The organism is Nocardia sp. NPDC004415 (assembly GCF_053602435.1).
In genome coordinates, this window is sequence record NZ_JBSGDP010000009.1 from 98,708 (window position 1) to 116,684 (window position 17,977).

The window sequence follows — 17,977 nt, forward strand, 5'->3', positions numbered from 1 at the left end:
GTCTATCATCAGCCGGTGATCATCGAGTTCGAGCAGGCGTCCGCGCCGTCGCGTGCCGTCGGCGCACGGCTGCGCGGTGCCTGCGCGGGCTCGATGTCGGGGGCACTGTCGCTGGCCGCGCACGGCCTGGCCGCGGGCGGCGCGCTGCCCGGAAGTACCACCGTGGCGCTGCTAGCCGCGGTCTCGGCGCTGATCGGTGCGGTGGTGGCGGGTATCGGCCCGCTGCGTCACGGCGCGATCGGCCTGGCCGCGGTGCTGCTGGGTGGGCAGTTGCTCGGTCACACCACCATGAGCTGGTCAGGGCACTCCCATCACGGCGCCGATTCACTCGGCCTCGGCATGCTCAGCGCCCACCTGGTGGCCGCGATCCTGGCCGCCGCCGTCATCCTCGGTGCCGAGGCCGCCTACCGCGTCGGCGCCGCCGTCCTGGCGCGCGTCCTGCCCCTGCGCTACCGCACTCCCCGCATTCCCGACCCGGCGCCGCTGCGCCTGGTCCACCGCGACCGCGTCATCCTGCGGATCTTCGCCGCGCAAGCCCTGCGCACCCGCGGTCCCCCGCTCGCGATTCCTTTCTGATCTCCCTCACCCGGTGCACGGACCTTCGCCGTGCGCTGTCCCGACGCCGCAATCTCCGGCCGATCTCCCCGATGCACTGACCGCACGGGTGATGCCGCCTGCGCATCAGCATCGGCCAGGTACTCCACGGCCCCGGCAGCGCCTGCCTGTCCGTGTGTCACCGGGTTCCAGCCCTGGCAGAAACGAATCATCATGAGCATCACGGACGTCCGTCCGGCCGAGGTCGACCCCTCGGCGACCCCATCACCCGGCACGCGCCGGACCCCGCGCCTGGCGCCGCTGGCGCTGCGCCTGCACTTCTACGCGGGGATCTTCGTCGCCCCGTTCATCCTCATCGCGGCCTTCACCGGCGCGCTCTACGCCATCGCGCCGACACTCGAGCAGATCGTCTCGCGCGATCTGCTGCACGTCGACACCACCGGCCCCGACCAGGCGATCTCCGCGCAGGTCGGTGCCGCCGTCGCGGCCCGGCCGGATCTCACCCCGGTCGCCGTCGCCCCCGCTCCCGGACCGGGTGACACCACCCGGGTGCTGTTCAACGACCCGTCGCTGGGTGATTCCGAGCGCCTGTCGGTCTTCGTCGACCCGCACACCGCGCAGCCGGTGGGCGAGGCCGTGGTCTACGGCAGTGGCGGCGCGCTGCCGCTGCGGGCCTGGCTCAGCGAGCTCCATCGCAGCCTGCACCTGGGCGAACCGGGCAGGCTCTACAGCGAGCTGGCCGCGTCCTGGCTGTGGGTGATCGCGCTGTTCGGGCTGGTGCTGTGGGTGCGGCGGGTGCGCAAACGCCGCGCCCGCAACGACGCGCGCTGGCTGCTGGCCCCCGATCTGTCCCAGCCCCGGCGACGGAAGATGAACTGGCACGGCGCGATCGGGCTGTGGGTGCTGCCGGTGGCGCTGCTGCTCTCGGCCACCGGCATGACCTGGTCGACTTACGCGGGCGAGAACGTCACGAAGCTGCGCCAGGAACTCAGCTGGACCACCCCCGCCGTCACCGCGACCCTGCCCGGCGCGACCGGACCGGCCCAGCCCGTCGGCGGCGACCACCACAGCGCGGGCACCGTCGCCCCCGCCCCGGCCGACCCGGCGGCCACCATCGCCCAGCTCGACCAGGTGTTCGCGGTGGCCAAGGCCGAGGGCATCACCCAGGGCGCCGAGATCGCCATTCCCGGCAAGCCCGAGCAGGCGTTCGTCGTCAAGGAGATCCGCCTGCCGGGCACCTACACCATCGACGCGGTCGCCGTCGACGGCGCGAGCGGCACGGTGACCGACCGGCTCGCCTACGCCGACTGGCCGCTGATGGCCAAGCTCACCAACTGGGGCATCGCCTTCCACATGGGCCTGCTGTTCGGGCTGCCCAATCAGCTGCTGCTGCTGGCGATCATGCTCGGCCTGATCACCGTCGCGGTACTCGGCTACGTCATGTGGTGGCAGCGCAGGCCGACCCGCAAGGCGACCCGCCTGGCCCTCGGCACGCCGCCGCGGCGCGGGGTCCTGCGGCGGACCTCGCCGTGGCTGGCCGTGCCACTGGTCGGCGTCGCGGTCGCGGTCGGCTGGTTCATCCCGCTGGTCGGGCTGAGCCTGCTCGCCTTCCTGCTCGTCGACGTCGCGCTCGGCCTGGCCGCGCGCGCCTACCCCGACGCCTGACCCACTCCCCCACCCGGCGCGGCGAAACCGCCGCGCCGCCACACACTTTCCCGTCCCGGGTGCCGTCGCGATGACGCATGCCCGCGGACGCTCCAGCTGAAGGTTCACCATGAAGTTCACCACGCTCGCCCTCGCCACCGCCGCCCTGCTCACCGCGGGCACCGTCACCGTGGGCACCGCGCACGCGGACCCCGCGCCGATCGGTTTCACCGCCGAGGCGATCGACGGCGTCTCCCACATCACCACCGACGCGGGTTCGCTGGTCGCCGAGGACGGCGCGTTCAAGGTGCTGGCCGCCGACGGCACCACCGTCGCCGCCACCCCGCTGCACTTCCGCCTCGACGACTTCGAATTCCCGATCGCCGCCGAGATCTCCGGCCGCAGCGCCACCCTGACCCCCGAACTCGACATGGCCGAGGCCGTCTACAAGCCGGTGGCGCTGCCGTTCGAGGACAAGGCGCCGTGGAAGTCGGAATACGACCGCGAACAGGCCGCCTGGTCGCGGATGACCAGCACCATCAGCCTCGGTGCCGCGATCGGCGCGCTGGTCGGTGGCCTGGGCGGCGCGGCGGTCGGCTGTGTGCTCGGCGGCGTCGTCGGCGCGACGGTCGCCTCGGCCACCATCATCGGACTGTTCGGTCCGTTCATTCCCGCCGCCGCGGTGGGCTGCCTGGGCGGCATCCTCGCCGTCGGCTCGCTGGGCGCGCTGGCCGGGCAGGTCCTCATCGCGGCACCGGTCGCGGTCCGGGCGGCGATCCAGTACTTCACCACCATCAACGCCCCGTTCACCCCGCCCGCGAAGTAGCGGGTATCGCGTCCCGGACCGGCCACGGGCGGGTCCGGGACTCGCCGCGCGCGCGGAAACCGGACAGAATCGACAGTGATCTCCGGTCGGCGGCGAAAGGAACACGGGCGATGGCGGTGTCCCGCAGGCAGCTGCTGCGCTACGGCGTCGCCGGGTCGCTCGCGGCCGCGGTGGGCGCCTCGGCGGCGAGCAGCGCCCGCTTCGCCGCCCCGCGCCGCCCCGGCGACGACCTGTTCTCGCTGGGTGTCGCCTCGGGCGAGCCGACGCCGGACGGCTTCGTGCTGTGGACGAAGCTGGCACCGGACCCGCTCGCGCCCGACGGCTACGGCGGGATGCCGGTCGCGCCGGTCACCGTGGAATACGAGGTCGCCGAGGACGAACGGTTCGCGCGGGTGGTCGGCCGGGGCGAGGCCGTGGCCACCCGCGCTCTCGGCCACAGCGTGCACCCCGAGATCGCCGGACTCGCACCGGATCGCTGGTACCACTACCGGTTCCGGGTGGGCTCGGCGATCTCCCCGGCCGGACGCACCCGGACAGCGCCCGCAGCCGACACCGCGACCGCGCGGATGCGGTTCGCGTTCGCCTCGTGTCAGTCCTGGAGTTCCGGCTACTACACCGCCTACGACCATCTGGCGGCCGAGGACCTGGATCTGGTCGTCCACCTGGGCGACTACATCTACGAGACCTCCTGGCTGCTGGCCCGGCGCGGGGCGAGCATGCCGCCGCAGCTCGCCGGGGAAGCGGTGGATCTCACCGGCTACCGGCTGCGCTACGCCCAGGCCAAGTCCGAGGCACCGCTGCAAGCCGCGCACGCGGCGTTCCCCTGGCTGGTCACCCTCGACGACCACGAGGTCGACAACAACTGGGCCGGTGCGCATCCCGGTCTCGGCTTCGACATCCACCGCCTGCCGCCGCTGTTCCGGCGCCGCAAGGCCGCGGCCTTCCAGGCGATGTACGAGTATCAGCCGATGCGCCGCGCCCAGCTGCCGATCGGGCCGAACATGCACCTGCACCGCCGCTACCGCTTCGGCGACCTGGCCGAGTTCACCATGATCGACACCCGGCAGTACCGTTCCGCACTGGCCTGCGGCGACGGCACCGCGGTCACCGGCTGCGCCGAACGCTTCGATACCGGACGCACAATTCTCGGTGCGGCCCAGCGTGATTGGCTCGTCGACGGCCTGGCCACCTCACCGGCCCGCTGGCAGGTGCTCGGCAATCAGGTCGCCATGGCGCAATCCGACTACGACCCCGGCCCGGCGCTGCTGGTGGGCACCGACGCCTGGGACGGCTACGTCGCCGACCGCAACGCGGTGCTCGGCGCGGCCGCCGATCGCGCGGCGGGCAATCTGGTGGTGATCACCGGCGACCGGCACGAGAACTATGTCGCCGACCTGCGCCGCGACTACAGCGACCCCGCCTCGGCCGTGGTCGCCACCGAATTCACCGGCACCTCCATCACCACCGGCGGTGACGGCGCCGATCTCACCGACACCGGCCGCGTCCTGCTCGCCGCCAACCCCGACATGAAGTTCTACAACCGCCAGCGCGGGTACGTCCGCGTCGAGCTCGATCATCGCCTGTGGCGCAGCGACTTCCGGGTCGTCCCGTACGTCACCCGCCCCGGCGCCCCGATCGCCGACCGCGCGAGTTTCGTCGTCCAGGACGGCATCGCGGGAGCCACCCAGGCGTGACGGCGCCCCCGGTTTGGTTGTGGCGTTAGCGTTCGCCCATGAGTAGTACACCCAGCACCACGCGCCGCCGCCTCGGCTGGGGCGCCGCCGTCGCCGTGTCCACCGCCGTCGTGGCGGCCACCGCCCTGCCCACCGCCGCCGCCGACACCTCCCCCAGCGGCATCCTGACCCTGCGCGCCACCCCGCCACCCGGCGGCTTCGTGGTCGGCTCCACCACCCACCTGTTCGCCACCGTCGGCTCCTCGATCTTCGGCTCCGCCATGGTGACCGCCGACGACAACGGCACCTGCTTCCGCCGCTTCGACCCGGGCATGGACGCGGCCGGAATGAGCATCGCATGGACCCCGACCGTGGCCGGAACCCGCACCATCACCCTCACCCAGGGTTCGGAGACGGTCTCGGAAACCGTGGTCGTCGCCCCCGCGCCACCCGGGACACCGACGCCGGACCCGGAGACCCCCGGATGTCAGGGCGGCGGCAGTCTCGACACCGGGAGCTTCGGGTCCTGACCGTCACGGTCGCAGCGGTGTCAGCGAACCCCACCGTCGCCGTGCACCGGTACACGCCATCAGGTGAGGCGCCGCGCACCCGCCGCGGGTTCGACCGGGAACACGCGAGGCGCGGCCAGGGCTTCGGCGGCGAACCGGTCCAGGACGGCCCGGCGCACCCGGTCGACGGCAGTGTGGTCGACCAGCGCGAGCACGCTGCCGCCGAAGCCGCCGCCGATCATCCGGGCACCGTGGGCGCCGTGCTCGAGCGCGGCGGTGACCGCGAGATCCAGTGCGGGCGTGGAGACTTCGAAGTCGTCGCGCAGGGAGTCGTGCGACGCGGTGAGCAGGGGTCCGACGACACGCGGGTCGGCACCCGCGCGCAACCGCTGGGCGACCGCGAGGACCCGGGCGTTCTCGGTGACGACGTGAGTGGCCCTGCGCCGCAACACCTCATCGGCCAGCCGGGCCGGGTCGTCGGCGTCGGCGTCGCGCAGTGACGCCAGTCCCAGCGCCGCCGCGGCGGCCTCGCACTGGGCCCCGCGTTCGGCGTACGCGCCGTCGGACAGGTCGTGGGGCTGACCGGTATCGGCGACCAGCAGCGCCAGGTCGTGGGCGGCGAGATCGAACGGAATCTGTTCGGTGGCACCAGCATTCGCGGCGTTGAAGGCGCGCACATCGAGGAACAGCGCGTGGCCCGCGGTGCACAGGATCGAGGCCGAGTGGTCGAGCAGGCCCGTCGGCACTCCCGCGAAGTGGTTCTCCGCGGCGCGGGCGATATCGATCAGCGCGCGTTTCCCCAGGTCGGGGGTGAACAGGTCGCGCAGGGCGAGCGCCACCGCGCAGCACAGCGCGGCCGAGGACGACAGCCCGGCGCCGATCGGCACGGTGCCGTCGAGGTCGAGGCGAACGCCGCCGACGGGCAGCCCACGGCGGACGAATTCGTGGACGACGCCGAGCGGATAGCGCGCCCACCGGGCAGCTGATCCTGTTGCGCCCCAAGTGCATCCAGCGAGCATTCGATGAGCTCACCGGGCCGCTGGACCGAGGTCAGCCGGACCCGCCGGTCGGCACGCGGCTCGGCGGCGCAGACGACGCCGAGCGACAGCGCGATCGGCAGCACGAAGCCGTCGTTGTAGTCGGTGTGCTCGCCGATGATGTTCACCCGGCCGGGGGCGATCCACCTGTCCATGGCAGTCCCTTCTTCCGGGGGCGAAATCGGTTTCCGGCAAACCGGTCAACGGGGCGACAACACGCCGTCGCACGTGTCATGATCGAGTGAGTTGTCAAGGTTGTGAGCGTCGGCGCGAGCCGGCTGGGGATTTCGCTCGGACAACACCACCCGGTGCTCCTCGACCGGTGCTCGCGAGCATTCACCGGCCACACGTTCGATCGGCGCTTGTCGCGTGCGCAGGTTAGCAGGACGAGGGGGGCTGATGACCATCAGCGAGACACGCCACGGCAGCCTGCGGTGGTACGCGGTACTGCTCGGCGCGGCGGGGGCCGTGCTGCTCGCACCACTGTTCGGGGCTCGCGCGCTGTCGTTCTCGCTGCTCGTGGTGATCGTGGCGGGCAGCCTGGCGATGATCGGCTACGGGTTGCGCAGGCACCGTCCCGCACACCGCCTGCCGTGGTATCTGCTGGCCGCGTCGGTGCCGCTGTTCGCCCTGGGCACCGCGATACGTGAACTGGGCCTGCATGCGGCCTGGCATCCGGTCGACGACCTGTGCACGCTGGCCGCCTACCTGTGTCTCGGGATCGCGGCGGTGGGTTGGCTGCAACCGCGCCGCTTCGGCAACGCCCGCGACCTCTGGCTGGATTCGACCCTGATCGGGCTCAGCGCGCTGCTGGCGTCGTGGACCTTCCTGATCTCCCCGATCCTGCGCCACGGCGTCGGGCTCGACACCACCTTCGCCGCGAGCTACCCGGTGATCCACGCGGTGCTGCTGACCGTGCTCGCGCATTCGCTGGCCACCGTGGTCGGCTCGGCGACCTCGCTGCGCCTGCTGCAGGCGGCGATGGTGGCCGTGCTCGTCGGCGGGCTCGTCGAAAGTCTCACGGCGGCGGGAACTCTCGTCATCGACGCCGAACTGGCCGCGGTGCCGCAGCAATGGGCCTACCTGCTCGCCGGGCTGGCCGCGCTGCAACCCAGCATGGGCACGCTCTACCACCTCGGCGAGGTGCACCCGCATCGCTCGCGCCGGCGCGCGGGCGCGATCGCGGTGGCGCTGGTGGCCGCGTCGCTGGTGAGCGTGGTCGGCGCCGATCTCGGGCCGGGCGACCGGGTGGTGATCTGCCTACTGCTCACCCTGCTGCTCGTGGGCGTGCTGGTACGCAGCGAACGCGCCATCGCCCGCAGCCTGCGCAGCGAACGCCGCGCCCAGTACCAGGCCGACCACGACCTGCTGACCGGCCTGTTCAACCGGGGCGCACTGCTGCGCGCCCCGCACCGCCACCGCACGGAGTGGGCCGGAAAGCCGTTGTGCCTGCTGTTCATCGATCTCGACGGCTTCAAACGCGTCAACGACAGCTACGGGCACGCCGTGGGCGACGAACTCATCGCCCACGCCGCCTCCCGCATCCGGCGCACCACCCGCCGCGCCGATGTCACCGCCCGCTACGGCGGCGACGAATTCGTGGTCCTGGCCCCGCGCACCAGAGCCGAGGCCGCCGTGCTGGCCCAGCAACTGCTCGGTGCCTTCGTGCGGCCCTTCGACCTGAGCTGCGGTGAGATCCCCGTCACGGCCAGCATCGGCGTCGCCTGTCTGAGCACCCGCCCCACCGACACCACCGTCTACGACCTGCTCCGCCGCGCCGATGCCGCCATGTACCACGCGAAGGAATACAGCCTCGGTCTGGCCTTCCACGACGACCTGCGAAAACCGCTGCGCCCCAGTCTCTTGCACACCACCGAACCGACCAGCACCGCGGTGTAGCGGCGGTCAGTCAGTCACCGAGTTCGGCGAGGAGCCTTTTGGCCGCCTCCAGTTCGGCCTGCAACTGGGCGACCTTCTGCTGCTGGGCGCCCCGGGCCGCCTCCAGGATTCCCGCGACGACCTCGGCGACCTCGGGGTGCAGGATCTTGGCCGCCTGCGCGACCGCCGCGCTGGTGACGGCCATGCCCTTCACACTGCGCTTCTTGCCGTTGACCACATCGACGGTCCACTCCCCGTCGGCCGTGCCGGTGAGGGTGACGGTCACCTCGGGCGCCTTGGGCTTGCGCGCCGCGGGCGCCTTGGCCGGACGCGCGGTCCCCGCAGCCGCCGCGGGCGCCGGAGCGGGTGCCGGGGCCGGCTTGGCCGCGGGTTCGGCGGGCACCGACGCGAGCGAGCGGGGCGGCGTCGGAGCGGCGCTCGGCGGGGTCGACGGCTGGGTCACAGTGGTTTCCTTTCGATTGCTCGGCGCCGCGGCAGTACCGCGGGCCGGCTTGGTCAGCGTCACCTCGCTCGGGCCGAACGAGAGCACATCCTTGGAACCGGTGGGGCGCACCTGCAGGAAGTCACCGTCGGCCGGGTCGCCCAGCGCGACGACCTTGCCCGATTTCCCTTCGGCCACACCGACGGCGGCGGCGGTGAACCACACCATCGGCGGTTTTCCCTCGGCGAGCTCGCCCGCGATGCGCGCGAGCTCGGCCTCGGACAGAATCTGCGGGGCGGATCGGCGGGATGCGGACTTGGTGCTCGGCGAGGACATCGTGGACTCCGGAAGGTTGGTGCGTGGCGTACTTCTGCGTGGTGTGCACCGATGATGCCGCACGGCACCGACATGTTCCGCCCCGAGTCCGCCGCCGGGCCCCGAAAACCGCTCCCGCCGCGGGTGACCGGACCCGGTGACTCAGCCGCGCGCGGCGTTGCCCCGGGTGGTCGGCCGGATGTTCTCGCGCACCGCGGCCACATCCGGGTAGCCGTTGACGGCCATGAGCAGATCGGCCTCGGCGGCATAGCTGCGCAGCACGTGCACCAGGCCGCGCACCCCGCCCAGCGCCAGCCCGTACACATAGGGCCTGCCGATACCGACCATCGTCGCGCCCAGGCCCAGCGCCTTCACCACGTCGGCGCCCGAGCGCACGCCGGAGTCGAACAGCACCGGCACCCGGTCGTCGCAGGCCGCGACGACGGCGGGCAGGGTCTCCAGCGCGCTGAGCCCGCCGTTGGCCTGGCGCCCACCGTGATTGGAGCAGTAGATGCCGTCGGCGCCGAAATCGATGGCCTTGCGGGCGTCCTCGGGATGCGAGATGCCCTTGAGGATGATCGGCAGGTCGGTCAGCGAGCGCAGCCAGGTGAGGTCGTCCCAGGTCAGCGAGTTGCCGAAGGTCGCGATCCAGTGCAGGACAATGAGCTTGGGATCGTCGGAGCCGACCATCTGCTGGAAGACCGGGTCGCTGGTGTAGTTCTTGAGCACGTGGCCGCGCAGCTGCGGGAAGTTGCCGCTGGCCAGATCGCGCGGGCGCCAGCCGGGCACCCAGGTGTCGAGGGTGACGGTGATGCCCGCGTAGCCCGCGGCCTCGGCGCGACGCACCAGGCTCTCGGCCAGTTCACGGTTCTTCGGGGTGTAGAGCTGGAAGAAGGAGGGGGTGTCGCCTGCGTGCGGGCGCACGTCCTCGAGCGGGTCCTCCATGAGCGTCGAATACATCGCGGGCACACCGGTTTGCGCCGACGCCTTCGCCACCGCGATATCGCCGTGCCCGTTCTCGCCGACCAGGCCGATCACGCCGACCGGCGCCAGGAACAGCGGACTGGCGAAGGTGTGGCCGAACGCGGTGACGGTGAGGTCGCGTTCGGTGGCGCCGACCAGCATGCGCGGCACCAGACCCCAGTCGGCGAACGCCTCGGCGTTGCGGCGCTGGGTGAGCTCGTCGCCCGCGCCACCGGCGATGTAGTCGAGCAGGGTGTCGGGCAGCGCGGCGGCGGCCTTGTGCTCGAGGGTGGCGTAGTCCATGGGGAAATCGGGCTGGACCCCACCCAGCGCGGCCAGGTAGATCTCGTTCTGATAGTCGGCGAACTGACTCATCGCTGAACTTTCCCATGCCTGCCGGGGGTCATGGACCGCAGGGTGGATGTAAGCTGCGTCATACTCGAAAATAGGCAGCAGCGTATCCAGCAGCGCGTTCCGAGATTGTGAGTGCCCCTGTCGTGACCGTCGTCGAACACTCGGCCGCACCCGCCGACCCGGACGCCCTCCTGGCCGAGCGCATCACGTGTGCCGCCACCCGCCGGCTGACCCGGCTCGCCCTCGGCCTGTCCCAGGACTCCATGGACCTGCTCACCTCCGTCACCGACCGGCTGCGCGCCGCCGAGGGCGCCCTGCGCGATCCGCTCACCGCCGATCTCGGATTCGACTGAGCCTCAGCGTCGCCGGGCGGTGAGCGCCGCCAGATCGGCCAGCCGGTGCGCGCGGGCGATCTCGGCGGGCGTGAACGGTTCGTCGGGCCGCGCGAATTCCCACCGCCGCTCCGCACTATGCAGCGCCAGCACCGTGCCCGCCCCCGAGTCCGCGACCGCGGGCGTGCCGGGCGCCAGATAGCGCGCCCCGAGCAGTTCCGCCACGGCCAAGGGCAATTCGTCCGGATCGCCGACGATGCGCGCGGCGATCGTGAGCGCCTTGGTCTGCCCGTCGATCAGCGAGAGCACCGACGCGGGCCACACCCGCACCCCCGACCCACCGGCCTGCACCACCGCCGAGGTGATGCTGTGCACCGTGACCTCCGCGGGCGCGGCGACGACGAGTTCGTCGAGCACCGCGTCCTCGAGCTGGTGCACGTGCACGGTCAGGATGTTCACCTCCCGCTGGGCCAGGTGTTTGGCGAGGGTCTCCAGCGCACCGGGGCGGTCGGCCAGGCGCACCCGGATGCGCCACAGCGCGGGCGCTCCGTCGATCCGGTCGCGGTGCCGTAGTTCCGGGCCGTGCAGCCAGCCGCCGAGTACCCGCATGGCCGAGGGCTCGACGACCCAGATCACCAGGATCGTGGTGGTGATCGTGAGCAGCGTGACGGTGAGCAGGTAGGGCGGGTGCAGGTGGATGACCAGCGCGTGCAGCGCCAGCTCCACCGGGAACACCGCCGCGAGTTTGGCCAGCGCCAGCCGTCTGCGCTCGGGGTGCGGCAGCCGCCCGCACACCTCGCAGGCCAGCGCCGTGACACGGGGTCGCACTGCGAATCGCCTCATGCGGGTGAGCCTCACCCGCGCACGTGTCGATCACCGGCGGTGCGCGTAACGGCGGCGTGACGACTCGACCGAAATCCCTTGACCTGCACCGTTTCTCGCCGTGATGACGATCACCCGACACCCGAAGGCGTGACGGCTGACACTGCGGTACCGGCAACGATTGTGACTCGGCTCACGAAAATCCATTGACAAAGCCACACAAACGGGCATAAAACAACAGGAGTACAGATTCACCGAGCGGGAGGAACCCATGTACGCCGAGGAACGGCAGCAGGCCATCGCGGCCCTGATCGGGGATCGCGGCCGCGTCTCCGTCGCCGAACTCGCCGACCGGTACGGGGTCACCACCGAGACCGTGCGCCGCGACCTGGCGGTACTCGACCGGCTCGGATTGATCCGGCGGGTGCACGGTGGGGCCGTCGGCTCCGGCGCGCTCACCACCCTCGAACCGGGCACCGCCGAACGCGAGGGCACCCGCGCGGCCGAGAAGGACCGCATCGCCACGCTGGCCCTGCCGTTCCTGCCCGCGGCGGGCGGCAGCGTGCTGTTCGACGCGGGCACCACCACCGCCCGCGTCGCGGCGGCCCTGCCCACCGATCTGGACCTCGTCGCGGTCACCAACTCCCTGCCGATCGCCGCCCGGCTCACCGGTTTCGCCGGGGTGCGGGTGCAACTGCTCGGCGGGCGGGTGCGCGGTGTGACCCAGGCCGCGGTGGGCGCCGAGACGCTGCGGCTGCTCGGTGAGCTGCGCGTCGATGTCGCACTGCTCGGCACCAACGCGCTCACCCTGCGCCACGGCCTGTCGACCCCCGATCCGGAGGAGGCGGCCGTGAAGCGCGCGATGATCGCCGCGGCCGACCGGGTGGTGGTGGTCGCCGACGCGGACAAGATCGGCCGGGAGGACTTCGTCCGCTTCGGCACCGTCGGGGACATCGATGTACTGGTCACCGATTCCGGCATCCCGGCGGGCACCCACGCGGAGCTGGTCGCCGCGGGTATCCAGGTGGTGATCGCGTGATCGTCACGCTGACCGCGAACCCGAGCGTCGACCGGACCGTGACGCTCACCGAGCCGCTGCGGCGCGGGCAGGTGCACCGGGCGAGCGAGGTCACCTCCCATCCCGGCGGCAAGGGTGTGAATGTGGCGCGCGTGGTCGCCGGTGGCGGTGTGCCGGTGACGGCCGTACTGCCCGGCGCCGAGGACGACCCGGTGGTGACCGGCCTGCGGACGGCGGGCATCGCGTACCGCACCGTGGCGGTGCCCGGTCAGCCACGGACCAATCTGACCATCGCCGAGACCGACGGCACCACGACCAAGATCAACGAACCGGGTCGCCCGTTGACCGGGCCGGACCTCGCCGCGCTCACCGCACTGCTGGTCGAGTCGGCCGCCGGGGCGGAATGGATCGTGCTGTCCGGCTCGCTGCCGCCGGGTGTGCCGGAGGACTGGTACGCGCGGCTCGTCGCCACCTTGTCCACCGCCACGCACGGGGCCGGTCCCCGCATCGCCGTGGACACCTCCGACGCGCCTCTGCTCGCGCTGTTCGGCGAATCCCCGGTCACCGCACCCGATCTCGTCAAGCCGAACACCGACGAGCTGGCCCAGCTCACCGGCCGCGACCCGCGTGACCTCGAGAATCCCGCGGCCGCGGCCGATGCCGCGACGGCCCTGCTCGAACGCGGAGTCGGCGCGGTCCTGGCGACCCTCGGCGCGGCGGGGGCGGTGCTGGTGACCGGCGAGGGCGCCTGGTTCGCCGCCGCCCCGCCGATCGTCGCGCGCAGCACGGTCGGCGCGGGAGATTCGGCGCTGGCCGGATATCTGATCGCCGACCTCGCCGGTGCGGGTCCGGCGGATCGGCTGCGGCACGCCGTCGCCTTCGGCAGCGCCGCCGCGGCCCTGCCCGGCACCGAACTGCCGACCGCCGCCGACATCGCCCTCGACCTGGTCACGGCAGTACCGCTGGAGGCCCGGACACCGACCGGTGCCGACCCGTCGACCACCCCATCCCCATCCCACGCCGACTGATTCCGCCGACCCCCGCACCACCCCCACTCCCGAAAGACACGACGATGGCCGCTCCGATCATCACCACCGACCTGATCACCCTCGATACGAACTTGGGTACCGACAAGGACGCGGTCATCACCGCCCTGGCGGACCTGCTCGCCGCGGCGGGACGCGCGAGCGACGCCGCCGAGGTGCGCGCGGCCGCGCTGGCCAGGGAGTCGCAGTCGGCCACCGGGCTGCCCGGCGGCATCGCCATCCCGCACTGCCGCGTCCCCGCCGTCACCTCGGCGTCGCTGGCCTTCGCCCGTCTCGCCCCGAAGGTCGACTTCGGCGCCACCGACGGCCCCGCCGACCTGGTGTTCCTCATCGCCGCCCCGGACGGCGCGGGCGCCGAACACATGAAACTGCTGTCGGCGCTGGCCCGTGCGCTCGTCCGCCCCGACTTCGTGGCGAGCCTGCGCTCGGCCGCGACCCCGGCGGAGATCGTCGCGCTGGTCGACGAGGCCATCGCGCCGACTCCGTCAACCGCGGGCGGTGACCGGCCCGCAGGCAGTGCCGGGGCCGCCACCACCGGCGCCACCGCCACAACGGGCGCCGTGTCACAGGCGAGTGTCGCCGGGAGCGAATCCGGTTCCACACCAACCGGTTCCGATACCGTCACCGGATCAGGCGCCGACAAGTCAGCTGGGGCGGTATCCACCGACAAGGTGCGCGCCGACTCGGGACCGCGCCCCCGGATTATCGCCGTCACCGCCTGTCCGACCGGCATCGCCCACACCTACATGGCGGCAGATTCCCTGGTCGCCGCCGGAGAGCGGGCGGGGGTCGAGGTCACCGTGGAGACCCAGGGCTCCAGCGGCGGCGCCACCCTCGACGCCGCCACCATCGCCGCGGCCGACGCCGTCGTCTTCGCCACCGATGTGGGCGTGAAGGAGCGGGGCCGGTTCGCGGGCAAGCCGGTGGTCGAGTCCGGGGTCAAACGCGCCATCAACGAACCCGACGCCATGATCGCCGAGGCCGTCACCGCGAGCACCACACCGGGCGCCGCCACAGTCGGCGGCACGGCACCCGGTCCCGACCAGGCGGCCAAGGGCATCGGCTGGGGCACCCGCCTGCGCCAGATCCTGCTGACCGGCGTGAGTTACATGATCCCGTTCGTCGCCGCGGGTGGCCTGCTCATCGCGCTGAGCTTCCTGCTCGGCGGCTACGAGATCTCCGACACCGCCAAGACGATCGTGCTGGACAACTCCCTCACCGATCTCCCCGACGGCGGCCTGGCCACCTACTTCGGTGCCGTCCTGTATCAGATCGGCGCGCTCGCCTTCGCCTTCCTGGTCCCGGCACTGGCCGGGTACATCGCCTTCGCCATCGCCGACCGGCCCGGCCTGGCACCGGGTTTCACCGCCGGTGCCGTCGCCGTGTTCGTCGGGGCGGGATTTCTGGGTGGTCTGGTGGGCGGTCTGGTCGCCGGATTCGCGGCGCTCGGGGTCGCGAAACTGCCGGTACCGGTGTGGGCGCGCGGATTGATGCCCGTGGTGGTGATTCCGCTGCTCGCCTCGCTGATCGTCGGTGTCGCCATGTTCGTGCTGCTGGGCAAGCCGCTCGCGGCGGTGACCAACGGTCTCACCGACTGGCTCAACGGCCTGTCCGGCACCTCCGCGATCGCGCTCGGTGTCATCCTGGGCGTGATGATGTGCTTCGACCTCGGCGGCCCGGTCAACAAGGCCGCGTACTCGTTCGCGGTGGCGGGCCTGTCGGTCACCGATCCGGCGACGCTGCGGATCATGGCCGCGGTGATGGCGGCGGGCATGGTGCCGCCGCTGGCCATGGCCCTGTCGACACTGCTGCGCCCGCGCCTCTACACCGAGGCCGAACGCGAGAACGGCAAGGCCGCCTGGCTGCTGGGCGCCTCGTTCATCTCCGAGGGCGCCATCCCCTTCGCCGCGGCCGACCCGCTGCGGGTACTGCCGTCGATGATGGTCGGCGGCGCGATCACCGGCGGCCTGGTGATGGCCACCGACGTCACGCTCAGCGCGCCGCACGGCGGGATCTTCGTGTTCTTCGCCATGGGCCATGTCGGCTGGTTCGTGGTCTCGCTGCTGGTGGGCACCGTCGTCGCCGCGCTGTGCGTCACCCTCGCCAAGGAATTCGTCCGTACCTCGTCCCCCGTCCCCACCACCGCGTAGTCCGTTCGCACACAAGGAGATATCCCATGGCCAGCACCACCGTCACCGTCGGTTCCTCGGTCGGCCTGCACGCCCGGCCCGCCGCATTGATCGCCGAAGCCGTCGGCGCGGCAGGCGTTCCCGTCACCATCGGCCTGGTCGGCGGCGACCCGGTCGACGCGGGGTCGGCGCTGATGATCATGACCCTCGGCGCGGGTCAGGGCGCGGAGGTGGTCGTCACCAGTGACGACCAGCCGACCCTGGACAAGATCGCCGAGCTCGTCGCCAGCGATCTCGACGCCTGAGCACCCGATCACCCCCGCGGCCGCCCGGATCTCCGGGCGGCTGCGCTGTGTTCGGGGTCCGTGCTGATAGCGTTCGACCGCTCCTGAGGTTCGCCGGGGTGTGCGCACCCCGGGTCATTCGCGCGTTACCCGTGTTCCCGGGTGTCGGCACCCGGTGATCGAAAGGTGTGATCGTCGATGCGTCGAGGCTGGTCCGGACTGGTTGCCACCGCACTCACCGCGGCAACCGTGGCAGCGAGTGGCCCGGCGGTGGCCGACGAATGGTGGCCCTTCGGGGTACTGCCGGAGGGGTTGAGCTGCGCCGCGCTCACCCTCCCCGGCCGGGCGGGCGCCTGGCCGCTGCCGATGCACTTCCCCAATACCGGCATCGGCCTGCTGACCATGCCGCTCGCCCCCGCCGGAGTCGCCGAACGGCTGCCCGCCCGCATCGAGATGCGCACCCCCACGGGTGGTTTCAACGAGGCCTGGCAGTACGCCCTGCTGGACGGGAACCTGTATGTGAAGGCCTTCGAGGGGGAATCGGGCTGGCGGGTGGCGCCGATGCCCAACTGCCTGCGCGGGCACATCAGCTCGATCTCGGTGGATCGCAGCAGGCTGGTCGCGGTGGTGCCGGGCGGGCGGGTGTTCACCATGGACCTGGCCGATCAGACCCCCGAACTGTGGTGGTGGACGGCGCGTTTCGGGTCGCCCATCTGGCTCGATCCCACGAGCACCCAGGTGCGGCCCGCTTCCCGCGCGTGGAGCCTGTCGTGGCTGGACCCGGAGTACGTGCAGCTGATCCCGTTCCGCCAGCAGGGCTTCTGGACCGATCCGACCGGCAAGCAGCAACCGGTGGGCGGCGCCGGGGTGACCACGGTGTTCGTGCTCTCGCCGGAGGGCAACCGCATCCACATCCTCGACCCGTGGCTGCCGGGCAGCGATCCGCTGCGCCCGAACCAGCCCGAGTTCGCCGACGACTACAGCTACGAACTGCCCGGCCCGCTCGACGGCCGCTTCCAGGCGGTGAACCTGAGCGCGTCGGGTTCGCAGACCTTCCTGATCAACGAATACGGCGACATGTTCACCCGGCTCTGGGATTTCGACATCTCCGGCGCCGACACCCTGTTCTTCTCCTATACCTATGGCGACGAACCCGATCGCGCCGAGGCGCCCACCAATTTCGACGCCTGGGTGGGGCAGTTCGAATTCCTGCGCCCGTTCTTCCCGCAGTACACCGGCATCCACCTGCCGCCGCCGGCGTGGGTGCGCCAGCCCAAGATTCCCGGCGAGATCACCTCGACGATCAGCGTGCACACCACGGGCGGCCGCTCCGAACAGCGCGAACTGCGCGTGGAGGGCAGCCAGGACGGGCGCACCGGGTACTGGCACAAGCCCATCGAGGACGACACGTGGTCGTTCACCGTCACCGACCGCCCGCTCACCGCCGAGCTGCTCGACAACCGTCCCGGCGACACCTCCGGTCTGACCCTGGCCCCGCCCACCGGCGTCGGCTACGACCACCGCGATCCGGCGGGCTGGACGATGAGCCTGCGCGACTACGACTACGCCGACGACGTGATGCCGGTGCGGCTGTGCCTGGACGCCGAATGCACCGAGCTGAGCATGTTCCTGGCGAGCACGCCCCGCTTCGGCTGGCAGCCCGAGGGCCTGTCGGACACCCCGCGCGTCTACCACGGCCTGCTGCAATCCCCGCAGGACCAGTGGGACGCGCAGTCCCCGGCTCTGCGGGCCGTCGTCGAGCGCATCACCGGCGCGGACCGAGCCGCCAACATCATGGCGACCTCGAACACCGCCGAATTCACCCTGCGCACCACGGAGGGCTTCGAGGTGACGTTGCGCCGCGCTTGACCGGCCGGTGACAAGAAGAAGGCCCGGAACCTGATGGTTCCGGGCCTTATCTTTGTAGCGGGGACAGGATTTGAACCTGCGACCTCTGGGTTATGAGCCCAGCGAGCTACCGAGCTGCTCCACCCCGCGTCGGTGAATACAACATTACACACGGGTGAGCGCTGATGCCAAATCGGCAGGTCAACCTAGGTTTTTCTGGATCAGCGGGCGATCTTGGGCGGGCGTTCGATCGTCCCGCGCGGCCATCGAGTGACGTATGACACAGCAAACACGGTCAAGAC

15 protein-coding genes, 1 tRNA gene and 1 pseudogene are annotated in these 17,977 nt (G+C 71.6%); 12 read left to right on the plus strand and 5 right to left on the minus strand.

The window, feature by feature from the left end; translation table 11 throughout:
* The first annotated feature begins 15 nt into the window (after positions 1-15).
* From ACWEMY_RS06920 to ACWEMY_RS06940, 5 genes are all read left to right on the plus strand, one after another.
* Positions 16-576: a hypothetical protein gene (locus ACWEMY_RS06920; RefSeq protein WP_375929567.1), complete on the plus strand. Its 561-nt coding sequence runs from the start codon at positions 16-18 to the stop codon at positions 574-576.
* A 192-nt stretch (positions 577-768) separates the two neighbouring features.
* Positions 769-2,220, plus strand: a complete 1,452-nt coding sequence (locus ACWEMY_RS06925) for a PepSY-associated TM helix domain-containing protein (RefSeq protein ID WP_452389215.1) — start codon at positions 769-771, stop codon at positions 2,218-2,220.
* Positions 2,221-2,329: 109 nt separating this feature from the next.
* The gene (locus tag ACWEMY_RS06930; protein ID WP_452389216.1) at positions 2,330-3,025 is read left to right on the plus strand and encodes a hypothetical protein; all 696 of its coding nucleotides are present in this window, start codon (positions 2,330-2,332) and stop codon (positions 3,023-3,025) included.
* Positions 3,026-3,135: 110 nt separating this feature from the next.
* A complete protein-coding gene (locus ACWEMY_RS06935) occupies positions 3,136-4,719 on the plus strand; it encodes an alkaline phosphatase D family protein (protein WP_452389217.1) in 1,584 nt (527 codons plus the stop codon).
* A 38-nt stretch (positions 4,720-4,757) separates the two neighbouring features.
* A complete protein-coding gene (locus ACWEMY_RS06940; protein WP_452389218.1) occupies positions 4,758-5,228 on the plus strand; it encodes a hypothetical protein in 471 nt (156 codons plus the stop codon).
* Positions 5,229-5,287: 59 nt separating this feature from the next.
* Here the strand turns inward: ACWEMY_RS06940 and galK are convergent.
* Positions 5,288-6,399 (minus strand): annotated as a pseudogene (gene galK, locus ACWEMY_RS06945) (galactokinase).
* Positions 6,400-6,643: 244 nt separating this feature from the next.
* On the opposite strand from galK, the gene ACWEMY_RS06950 reads away from it, so the two are divergent.
* Positions 6,644-8,143, plus strand: coding sequence for a diguanylate cyclase (locus ACWEMY_RS06950; RefSeq protein ID WP_452389219.1), 1,500 nt, complete (start codon positions 6,644-6,646; stop codon positions 8,141-8,143).
* Positions 8,144-8,153: 10 nt separating this feature from the next.
* Here the strand turns inward: ACWEMY_RS06950 and ACWEMY_RS06955 are convergent, their stop codons facing one another.
* Entirely contained in the window at positions 8,154-8,900 is a 747-nt protein-coding gene (locus ACWEMY_RS06955; RefSeq protein ID WP_452389220.1) for a DUF6319 family protein, read from the minus strand.
* Between the two features lie 141 nt (positions 8,901-9,041).
* Positions 9,042-10,217: an alpha-hydroxy-acid oxidizing protein gene (locus ACWEMY_RS06960; RefSeq protein ID WP_452389221.1), complete on the minus strand. Its 1,176-nt coding sequence runs from the start codon at positions 10,215-10,217 to the stop codon at positions 9,042-9,044.
* Between the two features lie 122 nt (positions 10,218-10,339).
* On the opposite strand from ACWEMY_RS06960, the gene ACWEMY_RS06965 reads away from it, so the two are divergent.
* Positions 10,340-10,549, plus strand: a complete 210-nt coding sequence (locus ACWEMY_RS06965) for a hypothetical protein (RefSeq protein ID WP_375929576.1) — start codon at positions 10,340-10,342, stop codon at positions 10,547-10,549.
* 3 nt (positions 10,550-10,552) lie between these two features.
* On the opposite strand, the gene ACWEMY_RS06970 is transcribed toward ACWEMY_RS06965, so the two are convergent.
* Positions 10,553-11,371: an amino acid-binding protein gene (locus ACWEMY_RS06970; RefSeq protein ID WP_452389222.1), complete on the minus strand. Its 819-nt coding sequence runs from the start codon at positions 11,369-11,371 to the stop codon at positions 10,553-10,555.
* Positions 11,372-11,621: 250 nt separating this feature from the next.
* Between ACWEMY_RS06970 and ACWEMY_RS06975 the strand changes: the two genes are divergently transcribed.
* The 5 genes from ACWEMY_RS06975 to ACWEMY_RS06995 all read left to right on the plus strand — a co-directional run bounded on the left by ACWEMY_RS06975 (position 11,622) and on the right by ACWEMY_RS06995 (position 17,696).
* Entirely contained in the window at positions 11,622-12,389 is a 768-nt protein-coding gene (locus ACWEMY_RS06975; RefSeq protein WP_452389223.1) for a DeoR/GlpR family DNA-binding transcription regulator, read from the plus strand.
* On the plus strand, positions 12,386-13,396 hold the full coding sequence (locus tag ACWEMY_RS06980) for a 1-phosphofructokinase family hexose kinase (protein ID WP_452389224.1): 1,011 nt from the start codon (positions 12,386-12,388) through the stop codon (positions 13,394-13,396). The genes ACWEMY_RS06975 and ACWEMY_RS06980 overlap by 4 nt, the downstream gene beginning before the upstream one ends.
* 44 nt (positions 13,397-13,440) lie before the next feature.
* Positions 13,441-15,564, plus strand: coding sequence for a PTS fructose transporter subunit IIABC (locus ACWEMY_RS06985; RefSeq protein ID WP_452389225.1), 2,124 nt, complete (start codon positions 13,441-13,443; stop codon positions 15,562-15,564).
* A gap of 26 nt (positions 15,565-15,590) precedes the next feature.
* Positions 15,591-15,848, plus strand: a complete 258-nt coding sequence (locus ACWEMY_RS06990; protein WP_375929581.1) for an HPr family phosphocarrier protein — start codon at positions 15,591-15,593, stop codon at positions 15,846-15,848.
* Positions 15,849-16,076: 228 nt separating this feature from the next.
* Positions 16,077-17,696, plus strand: a complete 1,620-nt coding sequence (locus ACWEMY_RS06995; RefSeq protein ID WP_452389226.1) for a hypothetical protein — start codon at positions 16,077-16,079, stop codon at positions 17,694-17,696.
* A gap of 55 nt (positions 17,697-17,751) precedes the next feature.
* Here the strand turns inward: ACWEMY_RS06995 and ACWEMY_RS07000 are convergent.
* Positions 17,752-17,825, minus strand: a tRNA-Met gene (locus ACWEMY_RS07000).
* Between the last annotated feature and the right edge of the window lie 152 nt (positions 17,826-17,977).

Excerpts from the sequence above, each read along its gene's own strand:
- ACWEMY_RS06925 (WP_452389215.1), top strand. The coding sequence starts at position 769 with ATGAGCATCACGGACGTCCGTCCGGCCGAGGTCGACCCCTCGGCGACC.
- ACWEMY_RS06930 (WP_452389216.1), top strand. The coding sequence starts at position 2,330 with ATGAAGTTCACCACGCTCGCCCTCGCCACCGCCGCCCTGCTCACCGCG.
- ACWEMY_RS06935 (WP_452389217.1), top strand. The coding sequence starts at position 3,136 with ATGGCGGTGTCCCGCAGGCAGCTGCTGCGCTACGGCGTCGCCGGGTCG.
- ACWEMY_RS06940 (WP_452389218.1), top strand. The coding sequence starts at position 4,758 with ATGAGTAGTACACCCAGCACCACGCGCCGCCGCCTCGGCTGGGGCGCC.
- ACWEMY_RS06950 (WP_452389219.1), top strand. The coding sequence starts at position 6,644 with ATGACCATCAGCGAGACACGCCACGGCAGCCTGCGGTGGTACGCGGTA.
- ACWEMY_RS06955 (WP_452389220.1), bottom strand. The coding sequence starts at position 8,900 with ATGTCCTCGCCGAGCACCAAGTCCGCATCCCGCCGATCCGCCCCGCAG.
- ACWEMY_RS06960 (WP_452389221.1), bottom strand. The coding sequence starts at position 10,217 with ATGAGTCAGTTCGCCGACTATCAGAACGAGATCTACCTGGCCGCGCTG.
- ACWEMY_RS06970 (WP_452389222.1), bottom strand. The coding sequence starts at position 11,371 with ATGAGGCGATTCGCAGTGCGACCCCGTGTCACGGCGCTGGCCTGCGAG.
- ACWEMY_RS06975 (WP_452389223.1), top strand. The coding sequence starts at position 11,622 with ATGTACGCCGAGGAACGGCAGCAGGCCATCGCGGCCCTGATCGGGGAT.
- ACWEMY_RS06985 (WP_452389225.1), top strand. The coding sequence starts at position 13,441 with ATGGCCGCTCCGATCATCACCACCGACCTGATCACCCTCGATACGAAC.
- ACWEMY_RS06990 (WP_375929581.1), top strand. The coding sequence starts at position 15,591 with ATGGCCAGCACCACCGTCACCGTCGGTTCCTCGGTCGGCCTGCACGCC.